Raw genomic sequence first — 11,817 nt, forward strand, 5'->3', positions numbered from 1 at the left:
GTGGACAGGCACGGAGGGCTAAAGATTCAAGCTGATTCGTGCTGAGCGTGACCTGGACGCGGGGTTGTCAGTCACAAAACTGCGCATCATTCCTGAGGCTTTCCCTGATGAACGAACTACAAGACCTGCTTGATAACAATGAACGCTGGGCGGACGCGATTAAACAGGAAGATCCCGAATTCTTCGCCAAGCTCGCCCGCCAGCAAACCCCGGAATACCTGTGGATCGGCTGTTCAGACGCCCGCGTCCCGGCCAACGAGATTGTCGGCATGCTGCCGGGTGATCTGTTCGTGCACCGTAACGTCGCCAACGTGGTGCTGCACACCGACCTCAATTGCCTGTCGGTGATTCAGTACGCGGTGGACGTGCTCAAGGTCAAACACATCCTGGTCACCGGCCACTATGGCTGCGGCGGCGTGCGCGCCTCGATGCAGGACCGCCAGTTCGGCCTGATCGACGGCTGGTTGCGCACGATTCGCGACCTCTACTACGAGAACCGCGACCTGCTGGCCCAGTTGCCGACTGAAGAAGAGCGCGTCGACCGTCTTTGCGAGTTGAACGTGATCCAGCAAGTGGCCAACGTCGGTCACACCAGCATCGTGCAGAACGCCTGGCACCGTGGGCAGAGCCTGTCGATCCACGGTTGCATCTACGGCATCAAGGATGGCCGCTGGAAGAGCTTGAATACCACCATCAGTGGTTTCGAACAGTTGCCACCGCAGTACCGCCTGCGTCCGCTGGGCGAAGCCTAAGATCGTTTACGGTCGCGCCACTGAGCCATGAACGCCTGCCCCTCGGCGTTCAGCGGCTCATCGCGACCGGTAATCCAGCCCCGGCAGTTCAACTCGCCGCATTGGCAGGCAAACTGTTGGAACAGCACGTCTTCGGTGCTGGCGTAATCCATGGTCAGCAGGGTGCCGGCCATGATCTCGTGCAAGGTCCAGACCTCCAGGTAGTGCAAGTCGAGAAACACGTTCGGTTTGCACGAGTGCGACAGCAGGCCGCTGAACCAGCAGTCGTAGAGGTGGATGCGCGACGAAAGCTGCAAAGTGTGCAGGCATCGCTCGCTCAGGGCATAGCCGGAGATCTTGGCGATGCACACGCGGCTGTCAAAGGCCATGCTCGCCTTGATTCCGACGCCCACGCCAGCAATGTTGTGCACCACCTCGAATTGCTTGCGAGTTGGGTAGCCTTTTCCGAGTTTGGACTTGAAAGGGTAAAGGCAGTCACTCGCAGCGGTTTTAGCCTTATCCATGGCCTGAGTTTTCATAACTCTCCTGGTTTAGGCTGCATCGACCTGCGGGTGGTGGCTGACTACCAGTCTTGCAGCGGATGGGCGCGGCTCAAGACTCGCTGAACATGGAGCCGATTTCTACTGTCAATGTTGACAGTAGAAATCGGCTGTTTTTTGTGTGATTTACAGCGCCGGCGCACTGACCGTCGGGGTTGGGGCCGCATTGCGCAGCTGTTTCAATTGGGTCTTGATGGTGGGCGTAGCGCACTTGGCATTCGCGTCTTGCGGGGAAAGATTGCGCACCGAGGTGTAGAACAGCTCGCACGTCTGCTCCTTGCGCGTGACTTGCCAGGTATTCATGCAGGCCTTGAGCAAGACATTCGGATCGCTCGCGGGTTTCTGGCCCATCCCGGCCTGCCAGCAGGCGGCGCTCAGGTCCTGGCCCATGACCTTCAAGCCGGCCTCGTCGGCTTTCTGTTCGTTGCCGTCGTAGGTGTCGGGGCTCGCGGCATACCAGATGTAACTGGGGTGGTTCGATCCCAGCACCGAAACGGTTTGGCCGGCGGCGGGGCTGATCTGCGCCAGGCCCAGCACGCCTACCGTCTGCCCGTATTGTTGCTTGATCCAGCTGCGCACCGGTGCGCCGAACGCCACCATCGGCAACGCCCCTTTGGCCGGCAGGCTCAACTCCCGGACCATGCGCGTCTGGTAGTCGGTGAAGTAGCTGTAGACGGTTTCCAGGTCCTTGCCTGCATTGGACGGCGCGGCGATGGGCGCGATATCGATGATGGTCTGGTAAGCCGGCGTTTCGGTGGCCGGGATGCCATTGTCGGTCAACAGGGTAGCCCAGCGGTCGGTGGTGGCCGATTCCAGGTAGTCCTGGGCCTGGGTCAGCGAGTAGTCCGGCGGGAAGTGCAGCAGCTCGATGCTTTTGCGATTTTCCAGGGCCATGCCCAGCGGCAGGAACAGGTACCAGTTGTAGGCCCATTTACCATCGCTGTTGAGCTTGCTGGCGCCTTGATAGGCCAGGTCGGCGGTATTGAGCAGGGTGGTCAGCGGTTGGCCATAACTGTCCGGCACGCCGCTGAAGGTCGCCGATACCTGGCCGTCATGGGTCTTGACGCTGACTTTCGCCCGGCTGTACCCGTCCCGTTGCAGGCTCTGGTTCAAGTAATGCTCGGCAGTCTGTTCCAGCGTCCAGGGCCGAAAGCAGATCACATTGCAGTTATTGGGGAATGCGAACAGCTGAGTCACGCGCTGCGTGCTCCCCAGCGGCACCTCGATGTCGGCCTGTACCGCCGCACTCGCCATCAGTGCGGCCAGGGTGAAGGACAGCCTGGTTGGTTTGAACATGGTTGTTTCCTTGTCAGCGAAAGCCCGTCTGCGCGGGGTGAAAGCCCACCCCAACACAGTAGCGGCTGACCAGGAAAACCGCGTGCTAAATCACCGGGCGTGTCGCTATTGGATAAGAAAACCTACACGCTGAACTGCAACGCGTTGCTCAAGTCGCCCATGGGTTTCTGTCCGCGGGCGATCATCGCGTCATCGCGCTGCTTGAGACCGTCCAGGGTTTCCAGCTGGAACACCCGGGTGATCAGGCGCAGGATCGACGCGGTGTCGTACACCGTATGGTCCACCGTGCCTTTGCGGGCGAACGGCGACACCACCAGCGCCGGAATCCGCGTGCCAGGGCCCCAGCGGTCGCCCTTGGGCGGTGCCACGTGGTCCCACCAACCGCCGTTTTCGTCGACCGTCACCACCACCACCATGTTTTTCCACTGCGGGCTCTCTTGCAGCACCTTCAAGGCACGGGCGATATGGCGGTCGCCCGAGGCGACGTCGGCATAGCCTGCGTGCATGTTCAGGTTGCCCTGGGGTTTGTAGAAGGTCACGGCGGGCAGCTTGCCAGCCTGGGCGTCGGCAAAGAACTTGTTGGTGCTCGACTCGTCCCCCAAACCGCCATCGCGCAGGCGCTTGTCGCGCTCGGTGCGGTTCTCGGGGCCTTGCTGCTTGAAGTAATTGAATGGCTGGTGGTGATACTGGAAGTTCGGGATTTTCGGAATACCGCCCGAATCCTTGAACTGGTCCAGCGTCGCTTGCCACGCGCCGGCGTACCACGCCCAGTCGACGTTCTTCTTCGACAGCTTGTCGCCGATGTGTTCGTGGGTTTGCGGCACCAGCACGTTGGGCAGGTCAGGCTTGGAGTAGTCCGGGTTTTCCGGGTCGCGGATCCAGGTCGGCCAGTACGGTGGAGCCAGGGTGTTCACGCCGTAGCCATCCGGGGTCAGCGCGCTGGGGCCGAACTGCGGCGGGCCGGTCATCGCGCTGGCGGGGGACTTGTCCAGGGGCTTGAGGCGCGGGTCGGTCGGGTCATCGCTTTGCAGCGTGGCGATCTGCGCCTTGGCCACCGATTGCGCGGCATTCGGGTAAAACGGCGCGGTGGCGCTGATCAGGTATTGGTGATTGAGGAACGAGCCGCCAAACGCCCCCTGGAAGAAGTTATCGCAGAGCACAAACTCCTTGGCCACATCCCACAGGCGCAGGGCATAACGACTCTGGGTGTAATGCCCCATCACCAGGCCGCCGGAGTCGGCCCAGGCGACGAAGTTGTCATTCTTGCCGCCGTTGATCTGCATCTGGTTCTGGTAGAACACGTGCCACAGGTCACGGGTGACCAGGCTCAGGGGCAGGTCTTCGGCGTTCGGGCCCTTGAGGGCGAAGGGTGCGTTGGGCAGGTTTTCCTGAAATTGCACTTCGCTGGGGTAGGTCACCCCGTCCACCGTTTGCGGGCCGACTTGCAGCACGCCGCCCCACGTCGGAGGCAGGCAGGTCAACAAGCTGCCATCGCGGTCACGCTGCTGCGTGTCGGCGGCGGATAGCGCCGACAGCGGTTTCTCAACACCCGGGAAGTCCGCAAACAAGTTGTTGAAACTGCGGTTTTCGGCGTAGATCACCACCACGGTTTTCACCTGCTCACGCAAGGCCTTGTCCAACTCTTGCGGCGTCAGCGGCCGCGGCACCGGTTTGCCCGGTGCTTCGCTGGTATTGCCGCAGGCACTCAGGGTCGCGCCAACCCCCAGCACCGCCGCGCCCCCCAGGAAACGCCGACGGCTGGTGTCGACGGGCGGTTGGGCTGCGGAATCGGGGGAAGGGCGCTCTTCGTGCTCGTCACTCATTGCGGGGGAGTCCTTGGCGAGATGTTGCAAGATATTTCGCAGGACGGTAGCAATGCAATGTGACGGAACGAAGACAGTGATTTGAATCAGAGGATCACAGCAGACGCAGTGCCAACTCGCTGCCGGCGCGCAAGTACTCGACCTGGGCCGTCACCGCGTCCTTGACGATGGCCTCGCCCGTGTCGGTCAGCCTGGCTTTCTTTGCATCGATGACACTGCTCTGCAACAACTGCATGGCCACGTCGATCGATTTCTGGAAGGCGGTCACGTTGTTGTGCAGGCCGAACTCCTTGACCACAGCGGCCATGCGGCGATCTGCGTCGTCGCGCAAGGTCCTGTATTCAGTGACTGAAACGTTGCCGTCCTGGTAAATATCAGTGATCAACTCTTCCAGTGATTTGGATAGGGGCGTCATCGGAGTTTCCTTGGTGCTAGGTGAGTAGGAGTCCGAGTCAGGTTAATCAACGGTATTGGTGGGTGAAGCCGGGGGTTGCCGTTGTCTGGAGTAGGACAACCCCACGCGTTAGATCAGAAGGTGCTTTTAGGGCATCACCGGCGGCAAATACTTCAACGTCGTCCCCAGCGCCCAAAGCAGGAACAACACCAGCGGCGTATGCACCAGCAACTGCACGAACGAGAATCCGATCAAGTCCCGTGCCTTCAACCCCAATACCCCCAGTAGCGGCAGCATATAGAACGGGTTGATCAGGTTCGGCAGCGCCTCGGCGGCGTTGTAGATCTGCACGGCCCAGCCCAGGTGGTATTGCAGGTCATTGGCCACTTGCATCACGTACGGCGCTTCGATGATCCACTTGCCACCGCCCGACGGGATGAAGAAGCCCAGCACCGCCGAATACACGCCCATCAGCAGCGCGTAGGTGTCGTGGGACGCGATGGAGGTGAAGAAGGTCGAGATATGGTGCGCCAGGGTCTGGCCGTCACCGCCCTTGACCACCGTCATCAGCGCGGCGATCGAGCCATACAGCGGGAACTGGATCAGCACGCCAGTGGTGGTCGGCACCGCCCGCGCCACTGCATCAAGGAAGCTGCGCGGGCGCCAGTGCAGCAGGGCGCCGGTCATGATGAACAGGAAGTTATAGGTGTTCAGCCCCGAGATTGCGCTGATCGCCGGTTTGGTCGAGAACTCATGGAACAGCCAACCGGCCGCCAGCAATGCCAGCAGGATGGTCAGCAATGGGCTGTGTTCCAGCCACTCGCCCGGGCGGGTCGGGGCTTGCAGCTTGGGCAGGTTGAACGCCGGGTCGACTCCACAGGCCTTGGCATCGCGGGCGCTGTTCGGGCCGGGTGCGGTGGCGTAGGCGATAATCAGCGACACCACGATCAACGCCAGCAACAGCACGCCGGATTGCCACAGGAAGATGGTGTCGGTGAACGGGATCACCCCCGTGATCGACAGAATCGACGGCGGCAGGCTCGCCGGGTTGGCCTGCAACTGAGCCGCCGAGGACGACAACCCCAACGCCCACACGGCACCGAGCCCCAGATACGCCGCGGCACCGGCAGCACGGTAATCCATGCGCAGATCCGTGCGCCGTGCCAGCGCCCGTACCAGCAAACCGCCAAACACCAGCGATAAGCCCCAGTTCAGCAACGAGGCGACCATTGAGATCAGCGCCACCCAGGCCACCGCCGAGCGCCCGTTCTTCGGGATTCGCGCCAGGCGGTCGATCAGTTTCACGGCGGGCGGCGAGCTGGCCACCACATAACCGCCGATCACCACAAAGGCCATCTGCATGGTGAACGGGATCAGGCTCCAGAACCCATCACCAAAGGCCTTGGCGGCCTCGGTCGGTGCGGCGCCCATACCCAGGGTCGCCACGGCAACGATGATCACCGCGAGGGCGGCGAATACCCAGGAGTCTGGAAACCAGCGCTCGGCGAAATTGGAACAACGCAGGGCAAATCGGGCATAGCGGCTTTCTTCGATAGCATCGGCCATGAGTCTTTCCTCTTATAGTTATTAGGGTGCAGGCGATTTTTCCGGCATGTTCCGCTACGGCCATTGATATGGGAATGCAGTTATCTTCATCGATCCATGAGGAAAACAAATATATCTGCCGCGATTGCCATCATTGGGCTCAGCTCATAACCTGCACGCCATTTTGTTTGTCTACCGAGCCTCCACATGACTGCCACCTTTCCTACGCAGGCGCAGCGTTTTTCCCGCTCCGACTACAAAACCCTGGGCCTGGCCGCCCTGGGCGGCGCCCTGGAAATCTACGACTTCATCATCTTCGTGTTTTTCGCGCTGACCTTGAGCCAGCTGTTCTTCCCGCCGGAAATGCCCGAGTGGCTGCGCCTGCTGCAAAGTTTCGGCATCTTTGTCACCGGCTACCTGGCGCGCCCGCTGGGCGGCATCCTGATGGCGCACTTCGCCGATCACCTGGGACGCAAGCGCGTGTTCAGCCTAAGCATCCTCATGATGGCGTTGCCCTGCCTGCTGATCGGGATCATGCCCACCTACGCGCAAATCGGTTACTTCGCCCCGCTGATCCTGCTGGCGCTGCGCGTGCTGCAAGGTGCGGCGGTCGGCGGTGAAGTGCCCAGCGCCTGGACCTTCGTCGCCGAACACGCGCCGCCCCATCATCGCGGCTACGCCCTGGGCTTCCTGCAAGCCGGCCTGACCTTCGGCTACCTGCTCGGCGCCCTCACCGCCACGCTGCTGGCGCAGGTCTTCACCCCCGCAGAAATCCTCGACTACGCCTGGCGCTTCCCGTTCCTGCTCGGCGGTGTGTTCGGCGTGATCGGCGTGTGGCTGCGCCGCTGGCTCAGCGAAACCCCGGTGTTCCTCGAAATGCAGGCCCGCCGCCATGCCGCCGCCGAACTCCCGCTGCGTGCCGTGCTGCGTGACCATCGCGCGGTGTTGCTGCCGGCGATGATCCTCACCTGCGTGCTTACCTCTGCCGTCGTCGTGCTGGTGGTCATCACCCCGACCATGATGCAGAAAACCTTCGGCATGAGCCCCAGCCACACCTTCGCCTTGAGCGCCTTGGGCATCGTGTTCCTGAATATCGGCTGCGTACTGGCCGGCCTGCTGGTGGACCGCATCGGCGCCTGGCGCGCGGTGCTGGTCTACAGCCTGTTGCTGCCGGCGGGGATCGCGGTGCTGTACGCCAGCCTGATCAACGGCGGAATCTGGCTGGGCGCGGCGTATGCCGTGGCGGGCCTCAGTTGCGGCGTGGTCGGCGCGGTGCCGTCGGTAATGGTCGGCCTGTTTCCGGCGCAGGTGCGGGTGTCGGGGATTTCCTTTACCTACAACATTGCCTACGCGCTGTGGGCGAGTACGACACCGTTGATGTTGATTGCACTGATGCCGACCAGCCCGTGGATTTGCGTGGGGTATTGCGTGGTGATGGGGGCGGTGGGGGTGGGGAGTGTGGCGTTGTTTGGAAAACGCCACACGTTGGCTGCGTCGGATTAAGTCAAGAAGTGCCAAAGCACCAGCGTCCCCACCAGACCGACGACTGAGACAATCGTCTGCAACACCGACCACACCCAGATCGTCTGCTTCAACTGCAAGCCAAAGTACTCACGCACCATCCAGAACCCGGCGTCGTTGACGTGGCAGAAGAACACCGAGCCGGCGCCGATTGCCAGCGCGACCAACGAGCTTTGCGTCACCGCCAGCCCGGCCATCATCGGCGCGAGAATGCCCGCCGTCGTGGTGGTGGCGACTGTCGCCGAACCCGTTGCCTGGCGCAACGCAACTGCGATCAGCCACGCCAGTAGCAGGTAGGGCATGTGCGCGCCTTCGGCGACCTTGCTGATGGTCTGGCTCACACCAGCATCCAGCAGGGTTTGCTTGAGGCCACCGCCAGCGCCGATGGTGAGCAGCAAGACGGCGATGGGGGCGAGGGCTTTGCGCAGGGTGTTGCCCACGTCGGCCCTAGGCATGCCAGCGGCCCAGCCCAGGCAGATTACGGCGGCGATCACAGCCAGGCCGAGGGCGATCAGCGGTTCGCCGAGAAACTTCAAGGTCAGGCCGAGGGTGCTTTCCGCCGGCAGCGCGACCTTGGCCAAGGTGCTGCCCAGCATCAGGATCACCGGCAACAGAATGATCAGCAACGACACGCCGAAGCTCGGTTGGCGCGGCGCCTTGGGCGGTGCGCTGAACAGTGCGCCGATGTCCGCCGGTTCATCCACCTGCAGGCGCTTGGACAGCCAGTTGCCGTAGATCGGGCCGGCCAGGATCACCGCTGGCACCGCCAGGCAGAAGCCCAGCAACATGGTCAGGCCGAGGTCGGCGTGTAACGCGCCCACCGCAATCAGCGGCCCCGGATGCGGTGGCATCAGGGCGTGCAGGGTGGTCATGCCGGCCAGCGCCGGGATGGCGATTTTCAGCAGCGGCTGGTTCGACCGCTTGGCCATTACAAAGATGATCGGCACCATCATCACCAGGCCCACTTCGAAGAACAGCGGCAGGCCGATCACCATCGCCACGAGCGCCATCACCCACGGCAATGACTTGCCCTTGCCCAGCCCGAGCAGGGTGGTGGCAATGCGGTCGGCCGCGCCGGATTCGGCCATCAATGCGCCGAGCATCGAGCCCAGGGCAATGATGATCCCGGCCTCACCGAGGATCGCCCCGGCACCTTTGCTGAAGGCCTTGGCGACTTCTTCCGGCGGCAGGCCGGCGCCGACACCGGCGATGAAGGTGCCGATCAGGATCGACAGGAATGGCGGCAACTTGGTCGCGCTGATCAGCACGATGATGCTGGCGATGGCCAGCAGTACACAAAACATAAGGCGAGTGTCGTGAACCATCCACGCGGCAGTCGATAACTCCAAGGCGGGACTCCTTATCGAACAGGTTGGGAGAATTGTTTCTTTTTGTTTCCTGCCCGAAAAGCATACCTGATACCGCGATAGCCAAGTGCTTATGTATCGTTTTGGTGCGATCAGCGACAGGCCGCCGAAATGCCCGCCGCAGAGCCATTGCTGTCGGATTTGTAATCTTTGCTCCACCGCCCTGATAAGTCGTGACCGCTACATTGCCCCGGCTAGTATTTCTTGGGCGTGGAACTCTCGTTATGGCAATTTCCGTTAGAAAACTCTTGGGGGCGGGGGCGTTGTGGCTGGTCGCTAGCGCTGCCCAGGCACAGACCCTCACCCTCAATTCAGCCCTGCAAACCGCCTTCGCCAATAACCCTGACCTAGCGGCCGCACAATGGGAAATCGACATCACCCAGGGCGGCCGCCAGCAGGCCGGTTTGATCCCCAACCCGGTGCTCTCCTGGGATGCCGAAGACACCCGTCGCAACTCTCGCACCACCTCCATCAAGCTCAGCCAGACCCTGGAACTGGGCGGCAAGCGTGGTGCGCGCATTGACGTGGCCAGCCGTGCCCAGGACGCCGCCGCCCTGACCTTGGAACAGCGCCGCAACACACTGCGCGCTGACGTCATCGACAACTACTACGGCGCGTTGCGTGCCCAGGAGCGCCTCGACCTGGCGCAGCGTTCCATGGCTGTGGCCGAGCGCGGCCTGGGCGTTGCCAATGGTCGCGTCGCGGCGGGCAAAGCGTCGCCGGTAGAGGCAACCCGTGCGCAGGTACAGCTATCGGAAATGCGCCTGGAATTGAACCGCGCACAGGTCGGCCTCACCGACGCCTATCGCCGCCTGGCCGCGAGTACTGGCAGTGCCGGCGCGGATTTCCAGGTCGTCGCCACACAGCCCCAATCCACACCGCCCCTGCCGCCGGTTGCGCAGTTGTTGACGCGCCTTGAGCAGACCACGGAACTGCGCCTGGCCGAACTGAACATCCTGCAAAACGAAGCCAGCGTCGGCCTGGAAAAAGCCCAACGCATTCCCGACCTCGATGTGTCCATCGGCAGCCAGTACGACGCTAGCGTGCGCGAGCGCGTGAACCTGGTGGGCGTATCGATGCCGATCCCGCTGTTCAACCGCAATCAGGGCAACGTGCTCGCCGCCACCCGCCGTGCCGATCAGGCCCGCGACCTGCGCAACGCCACCGAACTGCGCCTGCGCACCGAAACCCGCCAGGCGCTGGACCTGTGGCAAACCGCCAATACCGAAGTGCGCGCATTCAACCAGCAGATCCTGCCCGCCGCGCAAAGTGCAGTGGACAGCGCCACCCGTGGTTTCGAGATGGGCAAGTTCAGCTACCTCGACGTGCTCGATGCGCAGCGCACCCTGATCGCTGCGCGCAACCAGTACCTCACCGCCACCGCCCAGGCCACTGACGCCTGGGTGCGTATCGAACGGATCTACGGCGACCTCGCCCGGTTTTGATTGTCTTTGGAGTGTTTTATGAATAACCGACACGGCGTGGCACTTGCCGTCGCCCTGGGCCTGATGCTGTCCGGCCTTGCCAGGGCCGACGAGGAAGAAGGCGCCCTCGAACTCACCGAGCAGCAGATCCAGGCCGCCGGTATTCAACTGGCGCAAGCCCAACCCCGCACGATCAGCACGCTGCTGACATTGCCGGGCGAAGTGCGTTTCGACGAAGACCGCACCTCCCACATCATCCCGCGTGTGGCGGGCGTGGTGGAATCCGTCCAGGCCAACCTTGGCCAGTCGGTGAAGAAGGGCGAGCTATTGGCGGTAATTGCCAGCCAGCAGATCTCCGACCAGCGCAGTGAGCTGGCCGCCAGCGAGCGCCGGGTTGAGTTGGCGCGCACCACCTTCCAGCGCGAACGGCAGTTGTGGCAGGACAAGATCTCCGCCGAACAGGATTACCTGCTGGCGCGCCAGGCTTTGCAGGAAGCCGAGATTGCCCTCGACAACGCTCGCCAAAAGATGACTGCGTTGAGCGGCAGCGCTGTGCTGGTCGGCGGTAATCGCTACGAACTGCGCGCCCCGTTCGCAGGTGTCGTGGTGGAAAAACACCTGGGCGTCGGTGAAGTCGTCAGCGAGACCAGCAACGCTTTCACCCTCTCGGACCTGTCCCAGGTGTGGGTGACCTTCGGTGTGTTTCCCAAGGACTTGAACAAGGTCCGGGTCGGCAAACCGGTCACCGTCAGCTCCAGCGAAATGGGCACCCAAGTGCAGGGCACTGTGGCGTATGTCGGCAACCTGCTCGGTGAACAGACCCGCACGGCCACCGTGCGCATCAGTGTGCCCAACCCCGACGACGCCTGGCGCCCTGGGCTGTTTGTCAGCGTGCAATTGGCGACGGATTCCTACCAGGCCAAGGTCACCGTCCCGCAGGCCGCGATCCAGACCGTCGAGGACAAACCCTCGGTGTTCGTCCGCACCGCAGAGGGTTTTATCACCCGCCACCTGGAGCTCGGCGCCAGCGAAAACGGCTACGTCGAAGTGCGCCAGGGCCTCGACGCCGGGGCGCAGGTGGCCACGGTCGGCAGCTTCATCCTCAAGTCCGAACTGGGCAAAGGCTCGGCCGAGCACGCCCATTGATCCTGCGAGT

The 11,817-nt window shown here is 62.5% G+C and carries 10 protein-coding genes; 4 read left to right on the plus strand and 6 right to left on the minus strand.

The window, feature by feature from the left end:
* Nucleotides 1–107: 107 nt before the first annotated feature.
* Complete coding sequence (gene can / locus M2497_RS04360; protein WP_010213394.1) at nucleotides 108–752, plus strand: carbonate dehydratase; 645 nt, start codon at nucleotides 108–110, stop codon at nucleotides 750–752.
* On the opposite strand, the gene M2497_RS04365 is transcribed toward can, so the two are convergent.
* The 5 genes from M2497_RS04365 to M2497_RS04385 form a co-directional block, all read right to left on the minus strand.
* Complete coding sequence (locus tag M2497_RS04365; protein WP_248485963.1) at nucleotides 749–1,270, minus strand: SET domain-containing protein-lysine N-methyltransferase; 522 nt, start codon at nucleotides 1,268–1,270, stop codon at nucleotides 749–751. The genes can and M2497_RS04365 overlap by 4 nt on opposite strands.
* A 147-nt stretch (nucleotides 1,271–1,417) precedes the next feature.
* Nucleotides 1,418–2,587 carry a hypothetical protein gene (locus M2497_RS04370; protein WP_248485964.1) on the minus strand — a complete coding sequence of 390 codons (1,170 nt, stop codon included), beginning with the start codon at nucleotides 2,585–2,587 and terminating at the stop codon, nucleotides 1,418–1,420.
* Between the two features lie 122 nt (nucleotides 2,588–2,709).
* The gene (acpA, locus tag M2497_RS04375) at nucleotides 2,710–4,410 is read right to left on the minus strand and encodes an acid phosphatase (RefSeq protein WP_248485965.1); all 1,701 of its coding nucleotides are present in this window, start codon (nucleotides 4,408–4,410) and stop codon (nucleotides 2,710–2,712) included.
* A 94-nt stretch (nucleotides 4,411–4,504) separates the two neighbouring features.
* The gene (locus M2497_RS04380) at nucleotides 4,505–4,825 is read right to left on the minus strand and encodes a hypothetical protein (RefSeq protein WP_248485966.1); all 321 of its coding nucleotides are present in this window, start codon (nucleotides 4,823–4,825) and stop codon (nucleotides 4,505–4,507) included.
* 126 nt (nucleotides 4,826–4,951) lie between these two features.
* A complete protein-coding gene (locus M2497_RS04385) occupies nucleotides 4,952–6,370 on the minus strand; it encodes a TIGR00366 family protein (protein ID WP_058423151.1) in 1,419 nt (472 codons plus the stop codon).
* A 186-nt stretch (nucleotides 6,371–6,556) separates the two neighbouring features.
* On the opposite strand from M2497_RS04385, the gene M2497_RS04390 reads away from it, so the two are divergent.
* Nucleotides 6,557–7,852, plus strand: coding sequence for an MFS transporter (locus tag M2497_RS04390; RefSeq protein ID WP_248485967.1), 1,296 nt, complete (start codon nucleotides 6,557–6,559; stop codon nucleotides 7,850–7,852).
* Here M2497_RS04390 and M2497_RS04395 read toward each other — a convergent pair.
* Complete coding sequence (locus M2497_RS04395) at nucleotides 7,849–9,219, minus strand: gluconate:H+ symporter (RefSeq protein ID WP_093512578.1); 1,371 nt, start codon at nucleotides 9,217–9,219, stop codon at nucleotides 7,849–7,851. The genes M2497_RS04390 and M2497_RS04395 overlap by 4 nt on opposite strands.
* 242 nt (nucleotides 9,220–9,461) lie before the next feature.
* Between M2497_RS04395 and M2497_RS04400 the strand changes: the two genes are divergently transcribed.
* Both M2497_RS04400 and M2497_RS04405 read left to right on the plus strand, forming a co-directional pair.
* Entirely contained in the window at nucleotides 9,462–10,682 is a 1,221-nt protein-coding gene (locus tag M2497_RS04400; protein ID WP_248485968.1) for a TolC family protein, read from the plus strand.
* Between the two features lie 18 nt (nucleotides 10,683–10,700).
* Nucleotides 10,701–11,807 carry an efflux RND transporter periplasmic adaptor subunit gene (locus M2497_RS04405; RefSeq protein WP_248485969.1) on the plus strand — a complete coding sequence of 369 codons (1,107 nt, stop codon included), beginning with the start codon at nucleotides 10,701–10,703 and terminating at the stop codon, nucleotides 11,805–11,807.
* Nucleotides 11,808–11,817: the final 10 nt, after the last annotated feature.

It is taken from the genome of Pseudomonas sp. CYM-20-01 (genome assembly GCF_023169845.1).
Lineage (GTDB): Bacteria > Pseudomonadota > Gammaproteobacteria > Pseudomonadales > Pseudomonadaceae > Aquipseudomonas > Aquipseudomonas azotoformans.